Source organism: Klebsiella sp. FDAARGOS_511, from assembly GCF_003812845.1.
Lineage (GTDB): Bacteria > Pseudomonadota > Gammaproteobacteria > Enterobacterales > Enterobacteriaceae > Klebsiella > Klebsiella grimontii.
On the sequence record NZ_CP033824.1, the window covers coordinates 109248 to 127427 of the forward strand.

Here is an 18180-nt window from a genome sequence, read left to right on the forward strand (position 1 = left end):
TTATCCCGCTTAGATAAAGACGCGCAGACCCACTGCGCCAAGATGGTCGTCAATATTCCACGCTTCATTATCGTTGCCCCAGGCTTTTTCGTAGCCATATTCAAGATAAGTGACCGCGTTTGCGCCGAGCCAGTAATCGGTACCCAATACCGTCGACTGGAAGTGCTGTCCCTCCATCGCATCGCCGCCCTGCGACCAGTTAAAATCAACGTACACGCCCCAGGCCGGGGTGATTTTAAACTGTGAGTCATATTCCAGACCGAGAACCGTTTCCTGGTCATCACCCTGCGGGTTATTATGTTCGTAATGGCCGCTGGTCGCCGCGTTAACATCATTCACTTTATTGAGGTAATAAGTCACTTCCGCGCCGTTATACCAGGCATGATCGCCAACGCTTGTCGTATATTTCGCGTTCATGCCCATGCTATAAGTATTGCCGTCATAGGCATCGCCGTTATTATCGGTGTAATTAAAACAGTGGCCATTCGGGCCAAAATTCTGGCAGCCGCTGACTGAACCGCTATTTACCGTGTAATTGTTATACGCCACCGCGCTGGAGACGGAAAAGCCGTTATCCCAACGGTACTGCGCGGCAACCGCCGCTCCGCCGTGAACGGTGGCTGACCCATCGCGGTAGGCGTCGTGCAGGTTGGGGCCATCGCCATAGGAAGCAAACCCGATGCTGTCGACGTTGTCATTGCCTTGTCCCATGACGCCAACAGTCATATTTTTATCACTGTAATAGTAGATCGCCGCAGAATTAATTATATCCGTCGACATCCCGGCGGTATCATGTTTCGCTTTACCGCCCCAGGCATAAGTCGTATCAATACCCAGTCCCCAGTCGGTAGGGGCGTATTGTTTGCCGAAGGTCACGACGCCATATTGATCGTTACCAATACCGGCATACGCCTGCCGCGTATAGACATCGTTGCCCTGATCATCGGTGGCGGAATCTAAACCATGAACACCGGTCTCATAATAACCGACGGCATAATTACTCAGGCCATTCAGGTCAAAATTATGGCGCAGGGCAATCCCCAGCCGCGAGTCATTATTCTGTATATTATGTTCCTGAGTATGAGCAGAATCCGTTTTGGCCATTAAACGTACGGATCCTAAAATACCGATTGCCGTATCGTCATTACTCCACAGCGTCTCCCCTTTGGTCTGCGTTGCGGTATAAGCCGGCGCAGCCTGTAGCGCAGAGGGTTCCGCCGCCATTGCGCTATTCGCGAATAGCGTACCGATGGATATTGCCAGTACTGAAGGCATGAATTTTTTCATATTTTGTGTCTGCGCCATCGCTTCACCCTTTTAGCAAATTTATTCCGTGCGTATAAATACGCACAATATTGTGAGTAGAATATGGTTATATAAAAACCAACAGAGCAGCGCGCTATATTAAATAGCGACCCGCGTACTCTGATTAATCACAATATATCCGCGAGGATTAGGTTATTTCTATTGGCTGAAATGCAAAAAAGGAATGCCATCACAACGAATCACACTATTATTAATAAAATCATGGAGTTACATTATTACTGGCACCATTGCCAGATGTCATTAAACAATAATAGCGGTAAATAAAAATGTGGAATGTTACGGCAAATTAATAGCAATATATTTAATGAATTATCGAATTAAAAATTATCGATGTGAGTGATGATTTTGCCGCCGGACCCGGCGACGCAATCCTCGTATCCTCCGACGCCGCTCAGCCGAGGAGAAAATTTCTGCCTAAAACAGATGACAGCCTTGCGTACATTATTGTAATAATATCGTACTACTATAGTGTACAAACCTTGAGGGTTACCATGACCATCCGCCATGCCAGCAAAGACGATTGCGCGGCAATCGCTGAAATCTACAACCATGCGGTACTGCATACCGCCGCTATCTGGAACGACAAGACCGTCGATACCGACAACCGTATTGCCTGGTTTGAGGCCCGACAGCTCGTCGGCTATCCGGTGCTGGTCAGCGAAGAAAACGGCGTGATTACCGGTTACTCCTCCTTCGGCGACTGGCGCGCCTTTGACGGCTTTCGCCATACCGTCGAGCATTCCGTCTATGTTCACCCCGATCATCAGGGTAAAGGGCTGGGCCGCAGCCTGCTGGTCGCCCTCATCGCCGAGGCGAAACGGTTAAATAAGCATGTTATGGTTGCCGGTATCGAGGCGCAAAATCAGGCTTCACTGCATCTGCATGATACCCTGGGCTTTATCACCACCGGGCAAATGCCGCAGGTAGGCACCAAATTTGGTCGCTGGCTGGATCTGACCTTTATGCAGCTGCAGCTTGACGATCGCCGCGATCCGGACGGCAGCGCATGAATCAAACCCTGACCCTCGCCTGTTTAGTGGCCGCCGGCGTCGGACTGGTACTGCAAAATACGCTGATGGTGCGCATTACCCAGTCCGCATCGACTATCCTGATCGCCATGCTGCTTAACTCGCTGGTCGGCATCGTGATTTTCGTGACCATATTGCTGCTTAAGCACGGCGCGGCGGGGTTTCAGGAGCTGGCGATTAGCGTAAAGTGGTGGACGCTCATTCCCGGCCTGCTGGGCTCGTTCTTCGTCTTTGCCAGCATCAGCGGTTATCAGAACGTCGGAGCGGCAACCACCATTGCGGTGTTGATTGCCAGCCAGCTGGTGGGGGGGTTAGTGATGGATCTGATTCGCGCGCACCACGTCCCGCTTCGCGCGCTGATTGGCCCGCTCTGCGGCGCGGTGATGCTGGTGGTCGGCGCCTGGCTGGTGGCCAGACGCCAGTTCTAGCCGCTAAGCTAGTGAATTTCGCCGCCGCGGGTCAGCTGCTCGCGGCGCGCCTCCTGCTCCTCGTGCTGCTGGCGGCCATGGTGGGCGATGGCAGTCCGCAAACGCTGCTGCTGAACGTAGCGCTCTTCCCGTCCCAGCTCCGCGTCATCGCTCAGCGCGATCAGCAGTTCATTCATGTGGGTAATGACGCTTTCGGCAATCGCGGCGTCCACGCGGGCGACGACCTCATCCAGATGCGACATGTTTTTCTCCTTGCGGCTTAGTTGAGTTTAACTTTGGAAAAATCGCTGCCCATCAGGCTCACGCTGTAGCCGCTGACGTTGCTGCGCGTCGCGTAGAAGGTCTTCCCGGTCGCCAGGGTGATCCAGGGGGCCTGCTGCTGAAAAATCGTCTGCGCCTCGCCGTATAGCTTAGCGCGCGCCTCAGGATCGCTGACCAGGATAGCCTTTTTCACCAGCGCATCGTAGGACTTATCGCACCAGCGGGCGACGTTAGAGCCGGTTTTGATGTTATCGCAGCTTAACAGGGTGCCGGCGAAGTTATCCGGATCGCCGTTATCGGACATCCAGCCAAACAGCGCGCTGTCGTGCTCGCCTTTACGCATTCCGGCGAGATATTCCCCCCACTCATAGGTGACGATTTTGGCTTTAATCCCGACCTTGCTCCAGTCATTCTGGATCATCTCAGCAATACGGCGCGAATTAGGGTTATAGGGACGCTGCACCGGCATCGACCACAGGGTCACTTCGGCCCCCTTCTCCAGTCCGGCCTGCTTGAGCAGGTCTTTCGCTTTTTGCGGATTGTAGTCGTAGTCCGGTAGATCTTTCTTATAGCCAAGCATATTGGCGGGGATCGGTGATTTCGCGACGCTGCCGGAGTCGAGGAACACCGCTTTTACGATCGCCTGCTTGTCGGTCGCGTAGTTCAGCGCCTGGCGCACCAGGACATTATCAAACGGTTTTTTCTCGGTATTGAACGCCAGATAACCAACGTTGAGCGCTTCTACCGAATGCAACGCCAGATCTTTATTGCCCTTAATCACCGGGAACTGTACCGGCGATGGCGCGGGAATAATCTGGCACTCATTGGTTTGCAGCTTCGCCAGTCGCGTCTCAACGTTCGGCGTGATCGAGAAGATCAGGTGTTTGGTTGGTACCTCGCCGTCCCAGTAGTGCGGATTGGCGATATAGCGGATCTGCGAATCCGCTTTATATTGTTGTAGCGCGTAAGGTCCGGTGCCGACAGGCCAGGTATCAACATACTCCGGGGTCCCTTTTTTCAGCATCGCATCGGCATATTCGGCAGAGAGTATCGACGCAAAATCCATGCCCCAGTCGGCGAGGAACGCTGCGTTGGGTTCGCTCAGCACAAACTGGACGTGGTAATCATCGACCTTTTTAACCTCTTTGATCAGCTTATCCAGCCCAACGTCGTGAAAGTATTCGTAATGTCCCTGGGAAACATTATGGTACGGATGGTTGGCATCTTTCTGCCGCAGCACCGAGAACAGCACGTCATCGGCGTTGAAATCGCGGGTAGGCTTAAAGAATTTGTTGCTGTTGAACTGCACGCCCTTGCGCAGGGTGAAAGTCCAGGTTTTGCCGTCCGGCGAGACGCTCCATTCGGTCGCCAGCGAAGGAATTGGCGTGTTTTTCACCGGATCGAAGTTTATCAGGCGGTTATAAAGCACCTGGGAACTGGCGACGAACGACGGGCCCGAGCTGGCAATCTGCGGGTTGAAAGATTCCGGTGAAGCTTCGGAGCAGTAGACCAGCGTATCGTTGCCCGCCGCCCAGGCGCTGGCCGCCGGAAAGAGTGCGCTCAACGCCAGCGCAAGCAGCGTTTTCCCTGTAGACATGGTTATAAGCCTTATGAATTTGTTATAAGTGCTTTAATAACAGCACAGGAGAATTCAACCGGCAAATAATCAATTGCTATCAGGTTATGCTAAAAACCGCATTTTCGCCGATAAATTCTACATCCGCTCATTTGACGTCATTGAATCCAGCAATAAATGTGAAGCGTACGGAAGGTTACGAAAAAAGCGGGCGATAACCGCCCGGCCGGCATCGCGCACCCGCACCACTCGGTAAACTCGGCAAATCGTAACGTCAGGAGAAGATAACAATGACCATAACCTGCAGCCTGTACACTAACGGCCAGTGGCATGATGCCGAAGGCCGCGCCACCTTTACCCGCAATAATCCGCTGACGCAAGAGACCGCCTCCGTTGCCAGCGCAGCCAGCCTGGCAGACGCTCGCCGCTGCGCCGATGCCGCGGGTGCGGCGTTCCCGCAGTGGCGCGACACAATCCCCGCCGAGCGTCGACGCCTCCTGCTGGAAGCCGCAGAAGAGATGCTGCGCCGCGAAGCCAAGTTCATTGCCGCGATGGCGGCAGAAACGGGGGCCACCGCGCACTGGGCCGGTTTTAACGTTCACCTGGCCGCCGATATTCTGCGTGAAGCCGCCGCGCTAACCACGCAAATCGAGGGACAGGTGATCCCCTCCAATGTGCCGGGAAATCTGGCGCTGGGCATCCGCCAGGGCGCGGGAGTCGTGCTCGGCATGGCGCCGTGGAATGCGCCATTGATCCTGGCGACCCGCGCTATCGCCACGCCGCTGGCCTGTGGAAATACGGTTATTCTCAAAGGCGCGGAGCTGTCACCGGCAACCCAGGGGTTGATCATTGATGCCCTGGCAGCGGCAGGCTTTCCCGCCGGGGTGGTCAATTATCTGACCTGTCCCCCCGCCGACGCGCCTGCGCTGGTGGAGTCTCTGATCGCCCACCCCGCCGTTCGCCGCATCAATTTCACCGGTTCGACGCCGGTGGGGCGGATAATCGCCCGCACCTGCGGTGAACATCTGAAACCCGCGGTACTGGAGCTGGGCGGCAAAGCGCCGCTGCTGGTACTGGATGACGCTGACCTCGAACAGGCCGCGGCAGGGGCAATTTTTGGCGCCTTCGCCAATGCCGGGCAAATCTGTATGTCAACCGAGCGCATCATCGTCGATGCCGCCGTCGCGGAACCGTTCGTGGCGCTGCTGGCCAAACGAGCCGCCGCCCTGCCCGCCAGCCTTCTCGGTCCGGTGGTGGAGATGAGAACCGTCGCCCGCTGCAACGCGCTAATAGAGGACGCGCTGGCGAAAGGCTCGCGCCTCCTCGCGGGCGGCATGTCGGACTCAACGCAGATGCGCGCCACCCTGCTCGATGGCGTAACCCGCGAGATGCGCATCTGGCATGAGGAGTCATTTGGCCCGGTGAAATCGATTATTCGCGTTCAGGATGAAGCCGAAGCGCTGGCCGTCGCCAATGAAAGCGAATATGGCCTCTCGTCGGCGATCTACAGCCGGGACAGCGCCCGGGCGTGGAACCTGGCGCAAAATTTGCAAACCGGCATTTGCCACATTAACGGCCCCACCGTGCATGATGAGGCGCAAATGCCGTTTGGCGGCTGCAAATCGTCGGGCTACGGCCGCTTTGGCGGACGCGCGGGGGTGGCGGAGTTTACCGAGCTGCGCTGGATAACGCTGCAAACGCTCCCGCGCGAGCTGCCGTTTTAAGCCTCAGGGCTGCCAGTGGTTATTGAATTCCCACAGGCGATTGAAGGCAACATCATCAAGCTGACGTTCTGCGGCGGTATTGCCGCGGAACGGCCGGGAGGTGGTGGCCGCAGCGCCCCAGGGGGAAAGCCGATCGTAGCTTTGATCGATAGTGCTGTTGGCGATAAGCGCCTGCCCGTTAGCGGTTTTTCCGGGTAAATAGCCGGTCTTGCCCGCCCCCTGGTCCCAGGCGCGGCCAAGCTTCGCCTTGAAGCCGCCCCGATAGCCGCTATCGCCGGTAAAACGGCTGTTGATCACCAGAAATCCACACGGGTTATCCGGCAGCGTATTCGGCGCAAGCACGTAAGCTTCGGGCGAGAGGCGCGTTGAGACGGTGTGAAAATGGACATTATCAAAAACCACGTTTGCCCGGCCAAAAACATAGTCCACATCGCCTTCTATGTAGCTGTCTTTGACATATACCCGGCTGATACGGTCGGTCACCGCCTCATTGCGCCGATTGCTGGTATTGACATAGAGCGTATCCTGGCGTCCCAGCAGACGGACGTTCTCCAGCTGCACCCGATCGCCATCGGTCCGCAGCGCCACGCCCTGATGGGTCCCACCATCGACGTTGTCCAGCAGGCTATTGACTACGCTGAGGTTCAGCAGCTGAAAATCCGCGCTTTGTGACCACATCACCGCCGCGCAGTTGGTGCCTATCGTCCTGGCGGTGCGTCCGGCGCAAAGCGCATACTGATACCAGGCCGGATCGCCTTCACGATACTGTTGCTGGCTATTCACCTGCTGGCGATAGCGCGTTACCGGGAATTGCGAGTCGATTGCCAGCTCTATTCTCACCGCTTCAGGGTTATCCCCGGCGCCGTAGAGGGTTATCGGCGGCGCCCCTTCTGGGATATAGACCGTCTCCCGATAGATACCCGGTTCAATGCGGATATAGATACGCCCATCACCGGCCGCGTGTTGGTTGATTGCCGCATTGACCGCCTGCTGAATGCGGGTGAACGGCGCGCCCGATGGCGCCACGCGCCACGCGCTTTCGGCCCGCGGGAGACGCGCAGGCGATGGCGACCAGGGGCCATCGGGGGCACTCAACGCGCCGCCTTGCGCAAAATAGCGTTCCATGGTGAAGGTTGCCGCTTCCGCCGCCGTAAGCTGTGGGCGGGAGGTTGTCCCGCGCGGATTTTGCGACACGCACCCTTGCAGAAGCAGCGGTGTACAGAGTAAAGCCGAGATACCCAAGATAGTGATTTTTCGCATTTCACGCTCGCCAAAAAAATAAAAAAACGGAATACCAAAATAAATGAAATATTGTTTCTTTTTGTGTATAGCGATCACGAATCAGGCTTCTGCGTCAATACCGGCGTAAAAATCGGCCAGCGTACGCGCCAGCGCTGAGGGGTTTTCCCACGCCATGGAATGCCCGGCCTGCGGGATCATCAGCAGCGGGATCCCGGCGGCTTCACTCTCCGTCGCTTCCTGGGCAGGCAGCGATAATGCTCCGTATATCAGCGCTCTGGGGCAGGATAAATTGACAAAGCGCGCGAACCAGGAGGGATTAGCACCCTTCACCAGACTGACCGCGCCGCGCCACACCGCCCAGGGGGCGCTGTTTTGCAGGCAGCCGGCCCATGGCGAGGTTTCGGCGGAAAGCATATCGGCGTAACCACGGGCAATAAAGCGTTCTTCCGTTTGCCCGGCGATGCGCCTGCTGTACATTCCGCCCCCGGGATAGAGATTGGGTTCGGCCACCAGCAGCGCCCGCACCCGTTCGGCAAGCCGCCCGGCCGCTTCAATCGCGACGCTGCCGCCCATGCTGTGACCAAATAAATAGCAGCGTTCAAGGGCTAAGCGATCCACCAGCTCGGCCACTACCGCTGCCTGATCGGCGATACGGTAGCTGAAGGATTCAGGTTTATCGCTATAGCCGAAGCCGGGTAAATCGACAAGGATCATTCGCCGCCCGGCCAGCGCCGGGTCGGCAGCAACGCGCGGATAATCATAGCTTGAGGCACAGCCCAGGCCGTGGATAAAGACAATGGGTTCGCCGCGACCGGGCAGATCGAGCCAGCGCACGGTGGCGCCAGCCTGAGAAGAATAAAAACCGTTCATCGAAAAGCCTCCATTTAATTACGCCTGTTTTTTTATACAGTCATAACATAAGGTGAGCTATCGATTTTTAAATCAAAACAGGGAGACCAGCAGCGCCATGGGAAAACTGAACGGCCAGGTCGCGCCAATCAGCAGCGCCGCCAGCAGTCGGATCCAGCGGCTCTCTTTGGTTAAGAACCAGCTTATTACCGCACAAACACAGCCCATAACTGCATAAAAAACCAGCATTTTCTGGTATAAAGTCATTTTTCTTCTTCCTTCCCTGACCGGCATTTACGCATATCGCGATGCCTTTTCGCATCCGCAGAGTGCGTCAGGGATTATGGCATTTTTAAAACACACAACAGGGTTAATTTCGGAAAAACGCCTGATTCATCTTTGTCCGATAGCGCAACCTTTAAGCTCGTACTATAACTGTAGAGGCTTATTCATAAAGGTGGCGTTATGGATGTTTCCAGCAAAACCGTCCTTCTGATAAATGTCGGCGCGGCACTCGCGCTTATCGGCCTGTTATCCGTTCGTTTTGGTTGGTTTTAAAGATTTTACTCAGCAGCGAAACCTAAAAAAGCAGCCTGGTCAGGCTGCTTTTTTACGATTTGAAAGACCCCGCCTCCGCTGCAGGCGCACGCTTTTGCGCGGCCATCAACCTTTGAACTTCTGGATTCCATGCCGGCAGCAGATCGACTTTTTCACTATCCCACGCGGCCGCCATGCAAATCGATTCCGCGCCCCCCTGCTTTTCACAGCCAATAATCTGTTTGGCCGGAAAATTGCCGTAAAGCATCGCCGTGGCGCAGGCCACAAAGAGAAAACACGCTATTTTTTTCAAAACAATATCAACTTCGAAGCAACAAATTGCGCCGAATGTTCGCATGAGCGGCTATAGAAAGTCAAACGCCCGGCGCGTCGCGTATTAGCCGTAATGACGCCCGTAAATTTAACAAAAATATTACATTCACCATCAGCTTATAGGTGAAGGCGGGGGATAAAATATCGTCAAAGTTAAATCGCTGCCGTCAGAGATATTAATCTCACCTGTCGCCGCAAATTCCACCATAAATAATAGGGTTAATATCAACCATAAATATGACTCCTGCGCTGTAATCCATACATAACGGTATTGCCGAAAGCGAATGCGCTTTTCATTGTACGGGGTAATTGTTCATTACTCTTTATACGCGCAGATTCGCGAGAGCATTTTGCGATCATCATTATTAGCAGGGTCAGCGGCAGCGAGGATTTCAGCAAAATGAACACACCAACAAAAAGAACAAATATATCAATATTTTACACTAGATCATGATAACCAAAAGCCTGCGAATTGTTTTAAATGATAAGAAATATCATTTGCGTTATTTAGCACAAAATCATACATTCATAATCACAAGTTATGCGAAGCTTGTTTTTTACTCATTTATTTTTGAGGTGGCACATGTCCGGAATCGCCGTTCTTATTGTGGCGTTAATTTTATTAGTTGCTGCAATTTATAATCTTTTTTCCTACGTTCGCGAGCGTCGCCAGGCGAGTTTACCGAGCAAAAAAACAAAACGTTAGCCTGATTATCATTTACCAAAAAATAGATGCCTTGATACGTAATAAATGCGCGACCGCATGACATCGGGCAAACTCGCAGTAACAAACCAGTAGCGTCTGAACAACAAAAAGCCCCTGCAGATGATGCAGGGGCCCGGGAATGAGTATCGTCATATCGCGGCATCCCGCTCAGGGCGCATCGCGCGCCCCGGGGAAGGATACCAGCCCCATCCGGCGCTTATCTCCGGCACTCATCATGGCTTAGCTCTTGAAGGGGCATAAGAATACTCTCATAAAACCCCGCTTCCGTTTTAACTTTTTCTGCTATCGCTAACTATTAGCAGGGTAATGTATCCACTCGGGGATTATCACGACTGTGCCCTACCCGTGTTTAATCATTACGTGCCGGATAGTGGTGTAATCCTCCAGGCCATACATCGACATATCTTTGCCATAGCCGGAAAGCTTCTGCCCGCCGTGCGGCATTTCGCTGACCAGCATGAAATGGGTGTTGACCCAGGTGCAGCCATACTGCAAACGCGCGCTAAGGCGATGCGCTCTGCCGACATCCCTGGTCCACACCGACGAGGCCAGACCATACTGTGAATCGTTAGCCCAGCTTAGCGCCTGCTCTTCATCAGTAAACGAGGTGACGCTGACGACCGGGCCGAATACCTCGCGTTGGACAATCGCATCTTCCTGCCTGGCTCCCGCCAGCAGCGTCGGCTGGTAATAGTAGCCGTTACCGGACGCTTTGTTGCCGCCGGCGATCACTTGAATATGCGGCAGCGCGCGGGCGGCATCGACGGCGGCGCTGACCCGGTCCAGATGTGCTTGTGAACTCAGCGGCCCCAGCTCGGTGGTCTCATCGTCCGGCGGGCCCATCTTCAGGCTGGCGACCGCGGCGCCGAGTTTTTCCACCAGTTGGTCATAAATCCCGGCCTGGGCGTAAATCCGGCAGGCGGCGGTGCAGTCCTGACCGGCGTTATAGAAACCAAAGGTCCGTACCCCCTCCACCACCGCATCGATATCCGCATCATCAAAGACGATAACCGGCGCTTTCCCGCCCAGTTCCATATGGGTACGCTTAATCGACGACGCGGTGTGGCCGATGATATGCGCGCCGGTGGCAATCGAACCGGTCAACGACACCATGCGCACCTTTGCATGGGCGGTGAGCGGATCGCCGACGGTAGCGCCGCGGCCAAACAGCACGTTAAGCACCCCGGCGGGAAAAACCTCTTTTGCCAGTTCGCCCAGCTTCAACGCGGTCAAAGGGGTAATCTCCGAGGGTTTGATCACCACGCAGTTGCCGGCGGCCAGCGCCGGTGCCAGCTTCCACGCCGCCATCATCAGCGGGTAGTTCCACGGCGCGATGGAGGCCACCACGCCAACCGGATCGCGGCGGATCATGGAGGTGTGGCCTTCGAGATACTCACCGGCCGCCATACCCGGCAGACAGCGCGCCGCCCCGGCAAAGAAGCGGAACACATCGGCGACCGCCGGCAGTTCATCGTTGATCACGCAGTGCAGAGGCTTGCCGCAGTTGAGCGATTCAAGCTTAGCCAGCGTCTGCGCATGTTCGTCAATCACGTCCGCCAGCGCCAGCAGGCATTCAGCGCGGCTCTTGGGCGTGGTCTGGCTCCAGTTGACAAAGGCCTGGTCTGCGGCCTCAACCGCGGCCTCAACCTGCGCCGGCGTAGCTTCGGCTATCGACACGATCTCTTCACCGGAGGCAGGATTAAACACCGGCACAGCCTCGCCTTCCCCAGCCACTAACTTACCGTTAATCAAAAGGTTATTTTGCATAGCATTATCCTGTATCGGTATTTTATTTTCCGTTTTCAGCGCTGATGTCGCCGTCACGGGTGAGCCACCATGCCCCCAGAATCGGAATCATCGTCACCACCATCACCAGCAGCGCAACCACGTTGGTTATCGGGACATCGCGCGGGCGTCCGAGCTGATTGAGCAGCCAGAGCGGCAGCGTACGCTCGTGTCCGGCGGTAAAGGTGGTAACGATAATTTCATCAAACGACAGGGCAAACGCCAGCATGCCTCCCGCCAGCAGCGCCGAACCCAGATTAGGCAGCACCACATAGCGAAAGGTCTGCCAGCCCGTTGCGCCTAAGTCCATCGACGCTTCGACGAGACTCCAGGAGGTCCGGCGAAAGCGGGCAATCACGTTGTTAAACACCACCACGACACAGAAGGTCGCGTGGCCTACGACTATCGTCAGCAGCCCCGGCTCAAGATTGACGGCCTTAAAGGCGGTGAGCAGCGCCAGTCCGGTAATAATGCCGGGCAGCGCTATCGGCAACAGCAGCAGCAACGACACGGCGTTCTTACCAAAAAACGCGCTGCGCCACAGCGCACCTGCAGCCAGCGTGCCAAGTACCAGGGCGATGGCGGTAGAAAGCGCGGCAACCTTAAGTGACAACGTCACGGATTCGATAATGTCGCCGCGCCCCGCAGCTTCGCTAAACCAGCGCAGCGTCAGGCCCTGCGGCGGAAAGCTGAAGGCGGCGTCTTCGGTATTAAACGCATAGAGGGCGATAATCAGTAGCGGGAAATGCAGGAAGATTACCCCGCCCCAGGTTGCCACCTTCAGGAGCAGCGGCGCGCGGTCAGAGTGCATCAAACGCTCCCAGACGTTTCACGAACGCCAGATAAAGGGCAATCAGCACGATTGGTACGAGGGTAAAGGCCGCCGCCATCGGCATATTGCCAATCGCTCCCTGCTGGGAATAGACCATATTGCCGATAAAGAACCCCGGCGGCCCCACCAGCTGCGGGACGATAAAATCGCCGAGCGTCAGGGAAAAGGTAAAAATCGATCCCGCGGCAATGCCGGGAATCGCCAACGGCAGAACCACGTAGCGGAATGTCTGGCGCGGACGGGCGCCAAGATCGGCGGAGGCCTGAAGCAACGACGGCGGCAGGCGTTCCAGCGCAGCCTGCACCGGCAGGATCATAAACGGCAGCCAGATATAGACGAACACCAGAAAGCGGCCCAAACCGGAAGTCGACAGCGTATTGCCGCCTACCGCGGGGATCGTCAGCACCAGACTCAGCAGGCTTTCCAGCCCCAAATGGCGCAGAAACCACTGCGCGACGCCATCTTTTGCCAGCAGCAGCGTCCAGGCATAGGCTTTGACGATATAGCTCGCCCACATCGGCAGCATTACGGCGATATAGAAAAACGCCTTCATCTTGCCGCGGGTGTAGCGGGCCATATACCAGGCCATAGGCAATGCCAGGATCGCGCTGGCGATCGTTACCGACAGCGCCATCATCAGAGTACGGAGAATGATGTCGTAGTTTGCCGGGTTAAACAACGCCCGCAAATTGGCCAGCGTCAGGTCCTGAGTCACTGACATGGTGAAATCATCGAAAGTGTAGAAGCTTTGCCATAGCAGGGTCAGCAACGATCCCAGATAGACAATGCCGAACCACATTAGCGGGCCAAGAAGAAGCAAAAACAGGGCCAGCGAGGGTTTACGCCAAAACAGCGCGGATAAGCGCCCGGGAGAAGCGGACGGAATCGCCATCGTCATATCAGCCCCCGCTCTCCAGCGGCACCATTGCCGCACGCGACCACGAAGCCAGCACCGTTTGTCCCACCGGCGGTGCGTTTAACGCGGCATGACCATCAACGTTCGCCTGACTCACCAACAGCTTCTCGCCATCGGCCAGCTTGAGTTCGACCCGAGTCGCGGCCCCCTGATACTGTACCGCCTGTACCACCCCCGCAATCTGGATCTCACCGGCGGTATTCAGACGAATATGCTCCGGACGCAGCGACCAGGATCCCGCCATCGCGCAGAGCCTATGCGCCCGTTCTCCGCTGAACACGTTGGCGGTACCGATAAAGCTGGCCACAAACGCCGTTTTCGGCCGCAGATAGAGGTCCTGGGGCGCATCAATCTGTTCGATTCGCCCATTATTAAACACAGCCACCCGATCGGACATCGACAGTGCTTCCCCCTGATCATGGGTAACAAAAATAAAGGTGATGCCCAGCGCCTGCTGCAGTTTTTTCAACTCCAGCTGCATCTGCTCACGCAGCTTTAAATCCAGCGCGCCGAGCGGCTCATCCAGCAGCAGGACCCGCGGCTGATTCACCAGCGCGCGGGCGATCGCTACCCGCTGACGCTGTCCGCCGGAAAGCTGTGATGGCCTTCGCGCGTGCACAAACGCGAGCGCGACCCTCTCCAGCGCCTCCATCGCGCGGGCGTGACGCTCCTTTTTGCCGATTCCTTTAACCATCAGACCGTAGGCGACGTTATCGAGCACCGACATATGAGGAAACAGCGCGTAATCCTGGAAAACGGTATTAACGTCGCGCTGCCACGGCGGCAGCTCGCTGGCCGGTTTACCAAAAATGCGAATCGCGCCGCCAGAGAGCTGTTCAAACCCGGCAATCAGGCGCAGGCAGGTGGTTTTGCCGGAGCCGGAGGGCCCCAGCATGGAGAAAAACTCACCGTCGCGAATGGCGATGCTGACGCCATCCACCGCCCGTACGTCGCCGTACAGCCGCGAGACATTATCGAACTCTACCGCGTGCATATTGTTCGCCTCCGGCGACTTAACGACCGCCCATAATCGCGATGTAATCCTGGGTCCAGCGGCTGTAGGGTACGAATTTCCCGCCTTCCGCGACCGGCGTTTTCCAGAACGCGATTTTGGTGAACTCGTTATAGCCGTTGGTCTCGCAGCCCTTATCTCCCAGTAGCGTACTGGCTTTGCACCCTTCAGGAACCACCGGCAGAGAACCAAACCAGGCAGCGACATCGCCCTGGACTTTCGGCGTCAGCGACCAGTTCATCCATTTATAGGCGCAGACCGGATGTTTTGCGTCGCTATGCAGCATGGTGGTATCCGCCCAGCCGGTAACCCCCTCTTTCGGGAAAACGGTAGCAATCGGCTGGCCTTCCGCTTTCAGGCCGTTGGCCTGATACGGCCAGGCGCTGGAGGCCACGACGCCTTCGTTTTTAAAATCACTCATCTGTACGGTGGTATCGTGCCAGTAGCGATGAATCAGGGCGTGCTGATCGCGCAGAACCTTGAGTACCGCCTGATATTGCGCTTCGGTGAGCTGATAGGGGTCGGTGATACCGAGCTGCGGCTGGGTGGCTTTGACAAAGAGCGCAGCATCGGCAATATAAATCGGCCCGTCATAGGCCTGCACCCGGCCCAGGTTGGTTTTGCCGTCCGGCAGATTTTGTTTGACGAACACCACGCTCCAGCTATCAGGCGGCGTCGGGAAGATTTTGCTGTTGTACATCAGCAGATTCGGCCCCCACTGGTACGGGGTGCCGTAAACCTTACCGTTGACGTTGAACCATGCGCCTTTTTCCACCCGCGGGTCGAGGGACTTCCAGTTGGCGATCAGCGAGGTGTCAATCGGCTGTACGCGCTTGCCCATAATCAGGCGCAGCGAAGCGTCGCCGGAGGCGGTGACCAGGTCATAACCGCCTTTCGCCATCAGGCTGACCATCTCGTCGGATGTGGCGGCGGTTTTAACATTGACCTGACAGCCCGATTCTTTTTCAAACTGGGTTACCCAGTCGTAGCTTTTATCGGTCTGTCCCCGTTCGATATATCCCGGCCAGGCGATAATATCGAGACGGCCTTCGCCTTTATCGAGAGAAGTCGGCGGCTCGGCGGCCTGCGCCGTCAGGAAAACCATACCCAGCACGCATAAGCTGCCGCGGGCAATTTTATTGCTCATCGGGTCTTACTCCTGTCACAAGAAAATGAGCGGCAGCCGTGCCGTAAAAATATCTCCCTTAATAACAGTAGACGGCGCGCTATAGCCCCCTGGGGAAAATTATTCAGGTTGTGACAAGGGGCGCATTACGCAAAAACGAGATACACGGGATAACTTTGTGGATTATAGACAAGGAGTTAGCGAGATAATACGACTATGCAAATTTCATATGGCTCATGCCGGTAAAATAATAACCGGCATGATAACTGAAAGACTAAGGCGGCTTATTTTTCGGCGAGGATAATCGCCGGATATAAACAAAACGACAGCATGGCGACCAACCTGTTTTAACCGCTGCCGTGCATGCCTGACGGGCGCAATTTTAGCTAGGCCAGCATCTCGCGAATCAGATCGCCCAGCCGCTTAACCCCCTGCTCCTCTCTTTCGCCCCAGCCCCACGCGGTGTTAAAGCGGAAAAATGCGGTCCAGCTGTCAGTGGTGGAGAACATTTTTCCCGGCGCAATGCTGATGTTATACGCTAGCGCGCGGGCGCTCAGCTCCCCCGCGTCGCTCCCGGCGGGGAGCTCAAGCCAGAGAAAATAGCCGCTATCGCTATGATGAATTTTTACTTCTGCCGGAAGATGGCGCAGCAGTGCCTGCCAGGCCAGCTGCTTGCGCTCGGCAAGCTGGCGGCGCAAACGCCGCAAATGGGCGTCGTAGCGCTTGGTCGAAAGGTAATCCACCAGCGCCAGCTGCATTGGCGAACTGGTAGAGAGCGTGCTCATCAGCTGTAGCTGCTGAATACGTCGGGCGTGCTTGCCCGCCGCCACCCAGCCAATGCGAAAGCCGGGGACCAGGCATTTCGAAAACGAGCTGCAGTGCAGCGTCATATCGTCGCGATCCCAGTACTTTGCCGGCAGCGGTTTCTCGCGGCCGAAATAGAGTTCGCTATATACGTCATCTTCAATCAGCATCACCTTGTAGCGCGCCAGCAGGGCAACAAGCTGCGCTTTTTTCTCTGCGCTGAGGGTAAAGCCGAGCGGGTTTTGCCCGTTGGTCATCAGCCAGCAGGCCTTAACCGGGTAATTCTGCAATGCCTGCTCCAGCGCGTCGAGGTCAATCCCCTCTTTGACGTCGGTCGCCACCGACAGCGCCTTCAGGCGCAGCCTTTCCAGTGCCTGCAGCGCCCCGTAGAAGCAGGGGTTTTCCACAACCACCCAATCGCCAGGTTCGGTGACGGCCTGCAGGCTAAGATTCAACGCCTCCAGCGCCCCGGCGGTAATGACAATTTCATCCGGCGAGATATTCATTCCCTGCAGCGCGTAGCGTCGGGCAATCGCGTGGCGTAGTTCATCATTCCCCGGCGGCAGGTTTTCAATCACGCTCATGGCGGTAGCGGTTTTGCTGACCTGCGCCAGGGATCGGTTGAGCTGCGGCAGCGGGAACAGGCGCGGGTCGGGAAAAGCGGAGGCAAAGGGCAGCATTGAGGCCTGGCGGCTGGCCTGCAGCACCTCGAAAATGTAGGTATTGATATCGACGGACTCGTCGCGCGTCACCTGCGGAGGCGGTTCCGGCTGGCGCTGTTTGAGCGGCTGCGGCGCGACATAATAACCGGACTGCGGGCGCGCGATAATCCGCCCCTGGCTTTCCAGCAACTGATAGGCGTGGCTGACGGTCATGAAGCTCATTCCGCTGCTCACTACCTGCTCACGCAGCGAAGGCAGTCTGTCGCCGGGTAACCACACTCCAAGCCCAATCTGTTCGGTGATCTGCTGCGCCAGCTGCTGGTACTTTTTCATAGAGATATCCGCAAGAAAATGTCTGCACGATTGTATATCAGTTAAAAAAATAGGCCAGTATTTATATACTGACCTATTTACAAAGATTGGCATCGGCGATAGCACGAATTACCTATCGCTAAGCTATTCGTTTATTGCTCATATATCTATTTGATACAGAACAAACTCAAGCGCTTAAACAACAAGCGTTTTTAAAATAACATAATGAATCCGCTAACAACGAATACCCAAAAAAAAGTCATAATTAACAAAACAGTACATAAACTGCGAAGTCCATTAGTTGACAAAATCACATCCTCTGTAAAATATAATCAATAAATACACTTTCCAATAACCAACCGCTTAAGATTACAGGCATATATTAAACATACGCTTAACTCAGAGTGCGTATCCCCTGAACCCAAATCCCAGAGTAAAATCCACAGCGCGCGAGACCAGCGTTAATGACGCAACGCGCGACCGGAGAGAAAACGGACAATTGTTTTATTATAGGATTAATACGCGTTTTATGATTTATTCAGCGAATCTATATTTAAAAAAAATATATAAATCTCGCTTACCCAAAGGAGCGTTGAAATACTGACAGGCAGCACTCACGTCTAATCAAAATAACATACTATCCCGGCGCGTTAAATAGTTTGCTTTTAGAAAAAAAGAGTTGAGACATCAAAAAAGAGCG

General features: G+C 55.5%; 18 protein-coding genes. 5 read left to right on the top strand and 13 right to left on the bottom strand.

Going from position 1 to position 18180, the window contains the following annotated elements; translation table 11 throughout:
* Positions 1-9: 9 nt before the first annotated feature.
* Complete coding sequence (locus tag EGY08_RS01485; protein WP_049115477.1) at positions 10-1305, bottom strand: porin; 1296 nt, start codon at positions 1303-1305, stop codon at positions 10-12.
* A 512-nt stretch (positions 1306-1817) separates the two neighbouring features.
* Here EGY08_RS01485 and EGY08_RS01490 point away from each other — a divergent pair.
* Together EGY08_RS01490 and EGY08_RS01495 are read left to right on the top strand one after the other, a co-directional pair.
* Entirely contained in the window at positions 1818-2336 is a 519-nt protein-coding gene (locus tag EGY08_RS01490) for a GNAT family N-acetyltransferase (RefSeq protein WP_004120767.1), read from the top strand.
* Complete coding sequence (locus EGY08_RS01495) at positions 2333-2782, top strand: DMT family transporter (RefSeq protein WP_004120768.1); 450 nt, start codon at positions 2333-2335, stop codon at positions 2780-2782. Before EGY08_RS01490 ends, EGY08_RS01495 begins: the two co-directional genes overlap by 4 nt.
* A gap of 8 nt (positions 2783-2790) precedes the next feature.
* On the opposite strand, the gene EGY08_RS01500 is transcribed toward EGY08_RS01495, so the two are convergent.
* Both EGY08_RS01500 and EGY08_RS01505 read right to left on the bottom strand, forming a co-directional pair.
* Positions 2791-3024 (bottom strand): YdcY family protein, encoded by a 234-nt coding sequence (locus tag EGY08_RS01500; RefSeq protein WP_004120770.1) that lies wholly within the window; start codon positions 3022-3024, stop codon positions 2791-2793.
* A gap of 17 nt (positions 3025-3041) precedes the next feature.
* Positions 3042-4640 (bottom strand): ABC transporter substrate-binding protein, encoded by a 1599-nt coding sequence (locus EGY08_RS01505; RefSeq protein ID WP_123828101.1) that lies wholly within the window; start codon positions 4638-4640, stop codon positions 3042-3044.
* Between the two features lie 269 nt (positions 4641-4909).
* Between EGY08_RS01505 and EGY08_RS01510 the strand changes: the two genes are divergently transcribed.
* The gene (locus EGY08_RS01510) at positions 4910-6343 is read left to right on the top strand and encodes an aldehyde dehydrogenase (protein WP_123828102.1); all 1434 of its coding nucleotides are present in this window, start codon (positions 4910-4912) and stop codon (positions 6341-6343) included.
* A gap of 3 nt (positions 6344-6346) precedes the next feature.
* Here the strand turns inward: EGY08_RS01510 and EGY08_RS01515 are convergent, their stop codons facing one another.
* The 3 genes from EGY08_RS01515 to EGY08_RS01525 form a co-directional block, all read right to left on the bottom strand.
* Entirely contained in the window at positions 6347-7603 is a 1257-nt protein-coding gene (locus EGY08_RS01515) for a putative acyl-CoA thioester hydrolase (protein WP_004120792.1), read from the bottom strand.
* 81 nt (positions 7604-7684) lie between these two features.
* Positions 7685-8455, bottom strand: coding sequence for an alpha/beta fold hydrolase (locus EGY08_RS01520; protein ID WP_087829424.1), 771 nt, complete (start codon positions 8453-8455; stop codon positions 7685-7687).
* A gap of 72 nt (positions 8456-8527) precedes the next feature.
* Complete coding sequence (locus EGY08_RS01525; protein WP_004120798.1) at positions 8528-8701, bottom strand: GhoT/OrtT family toxin; 174 nt, start codon at positions 8699-8701, stop codon at positions 8528-8530.
* Positions 8702-8899: 198 nt separating this feature from the next.
* Here EGY08_RS01525 and yncL point away from each other — a divergent pair, with 198 nt between their 5' ends.
* Positions 8900-8992 carry a stress response membrane protein YncL gene (gene yncL / locus EGY08_RS01530; RefSeq protein WP_004101822.1) on the top strand — a complete coding sequence of 31 codons (93 nt, stop codon included), beginning with the start codon at positions 8900-8902 and terminating at the stop codon, positions 8990-8992.
* A 52-nt stretch (positions 8993-9044) separates the two neighbouring features.
* Here yncL and EGY08_RS01535 read toward each other — a convergent pair whose 3' ends face one another.
* Entirely contained in the window at positions 9045-9329 is a 285-nt protein-coding gene (locus tag EGY08_RS01535; RefSeq protein WP_117076109.1) for a hypothetical protein, read from the bottom strand.
* Between the two features lie 558 nt (positions 9330-9887).
* Between EGY08_RS01535 and EGY08_RS30625 the strand changes: the two genes are divergently transcribed.
* Complete coding sequence (locus EGY08_RS30625; protein WP_004120802.1) at positions 9888-10010, top strand: small membrane protein; 123 nt, start codon at positions 9888-9890, stop codon at positions 10008-10010.
* Between the two features lie 360 nt (positions 10011-10370).
* Here the strand turns inward: EGY08_RS30625 and patD are convergent, their stop codons facing one another.
* The 6 genes from patD to EGY08_RS01565 all read right to left on the bottom strand — a co-directional run bounded on the left by patD (position 10371) and on the right by EGY08_RS01565 (position 17501).
* A complete protein-coding gene (gene patD / locus EGY08_RS01540; protein ID WP_123828103.1) occupies positions 10371-11798 on the bottom strand; it encodes an aminobutyraldehyde dehydrogenase in 1428 nt (475 codons plus the stop codon).
* Positions 11799-11820: 22 nt separating this feature from the next.
* Positions 11821-12627, bottom strand: coding sequence for an ABC transporter permease (locus tag EGY08_RS01545; protein ID WP_004120806.1), 807 nt, complete (start codon positions 12625-12627; stop codon positions 11821-11823).
* Positions 12617-13546 carry an ABC transporter permease gene (locus EGY08_RS01550; RefSeq protein WP_004120810.1) on the bottom strand — a complete coding sequence of 310 codons (930 nt, stop codon included), beginning with the start codon at positions 13544-13546 and terminating at the stop codon, positions 12617-12619. Before EGY08_RS01550 ends, EGY08_RS01545 begins: the two co-directional genes overlap by 11 nt.
* Position 13547: 1 nt before the next feature.
* Positions 13548-14558 (bottom strand): ABC transporter ATP-binding protein, encoded by a 1011-nt coding sequence (locus EGY08_RS01555; protein ID WP_123828104.1) that lies wholly within the window; start codon positions 14556-14558, stop codon positions 13548-13550.
* Positions 14559-14577: 19 nt separating this feature from the next.
* Complete coding sequence (gene ydcS / locus EGY08_RS01560; protein WP_004120816.1) at positions 14578-15723, bottom strand: putative ABC transporter substrate-binding protein YdcS; 1146 nt, start codon at positions 15721-15723, stop codon at positions 14578-14580.
* A gap of 365 nt (positions 15724-16088) precedes the next feature.
* Complete coding sequence (locus tag EGY08_RS01565) at positions 16089-17501, bottom strand: PLP-dependent aminotransferase family protein (protein WP_032742128.1); 1413 nt, start codon at positions 17499-17501, stop codon at positions 16089-16091.
* Between the last annotated feature and the right edge of the window lie 679 nt (positions 17502-18180).

Bases quoted from the DNA above. Each gene is read 5' to 3' on its own strand.
- EGY08_RS01485 (WP_049115477.1), bottom strand. From the start codon at position 1,305: ATGGCGCAGACACAAAATATGAAAAAATTCATGCCTTCAGTACTGGCA.
- EGY08_RS01490 (WP_004120767.1), top strand. From the start codon at position 1,818: ATGACCATCCGCCATGCCAGCAAAGACGATTGCGCGGCAATCGCTGAA.
- EGY08_RS01495 (WP_004120768.1), top strand. From the start codon at position 2,333: ATGAATCAAACCCTGACCCTCGCCTGTTTAGTGGCCGCCGGCGTCGGA.
- EGY08_RS01500 (WP_004120770.1), bottom strand. From the start codon at position 3,024: ATGTCGCATCTGGATGAGGTCGTCGCCCGCGTGGACGCCGCGATTGCC.
- EGY08_RS01505 (WP_123828101.1), bottom strand. From the start codon at position 4,640: ATGTCTACAGGGAAAACGCTGCTTGCGCTGGCGTTGAGCGCACTCTTT.
- EGY08_RS01510 (WP_123828102.1), top strand. From the start codon at position 4,910: ATGACCATAACCTGCAGCCTGTACACTAACGGCCAGTGGCATGATGCC.
- EGY08_RS01515 (WP_004120792.1), bottom strand. From the start codon at position 7,603: ATGCGAAAAATCACTATCTTGGGTATCTCGGCTTTACTCTGTACACCG.
- EGY08_RS01520 (WP_087829424.1), bottom strand. From the start codon at position 8,455: ATGAACGGTTTTTATTCTTCTCAGGCTGGCGCCACCGTGCGCTGGCTC.
- EGY08_RS01525 (WP_004120798.1), bottom strand. From the start codon at position 8,701: ATGACTTTATACCAGAAAATGCTGGTTTTTTATGCAGTTATGGGCTGT.
- yncL (WP_004101822.1), top strand. From the start codon at position 8,900: ATGGATGTTTCCAGCAAAACCGTCCTTCTGATAAATGTCGGCGCGGCA.
- EGY08_RS01535 (WP_117076109.1), bottom strand. From the start codon at position 9,329: ATGCGAACATTCGGCGCAATTTGTTGCTTCGAAGTTGATATTGTTTTG.
- EGY08_RS30625 (WP_004120802.1), top strand. From the start codon at position 9,888: ATGTCCGGAATCGCCGTTCTTATTGTGGCGTTAATTTTATTAGTTGCT.
- patD (WP_123828103.1), bottom strand. From the start codon at position 11,798: ATGCAAAATAACCTTTTGATTAACGGTAAGTTAGTGGCTGGGGAAGGC.
- EGY08_RS01545 (WP_004120806.1), bottom strand. From the start codon at position 12,627: ATGCACTCTGACCGCGCGCCGCTGCTCCTGAAGGTGGCAACCTGGGGC.
- EGY08_RS01550 (WP_004120810.1), bottom strand. From the start codon at position 13,546: ATGACGATGGCGATTCCGTCCGCTTCTCCCGGGCGCTTATCCGCGCTG.
- EGY08_RS01555 (WP_123828104.1), bottom strand. From the start codon at position 14,558: ATGCACGCGGTAGAGTTCGATAATGTCTCGCGGCTGTACGGCGACGTA.
- ydcS (WP_004120816.1), bottom strand. From the start codon at position 15,723: ATGAGCAATAAAATTGCCCGCGGCAGCTTATGCGTGCTGGGTATGGTT.
- EGY08_RS01565 (WP_032742128.1), bottom strand. From the start codon at position 17,501: ATGAAAAAGTACCAGCAGCTGGCGCAGCAGATCACCGAACAGATTGGG.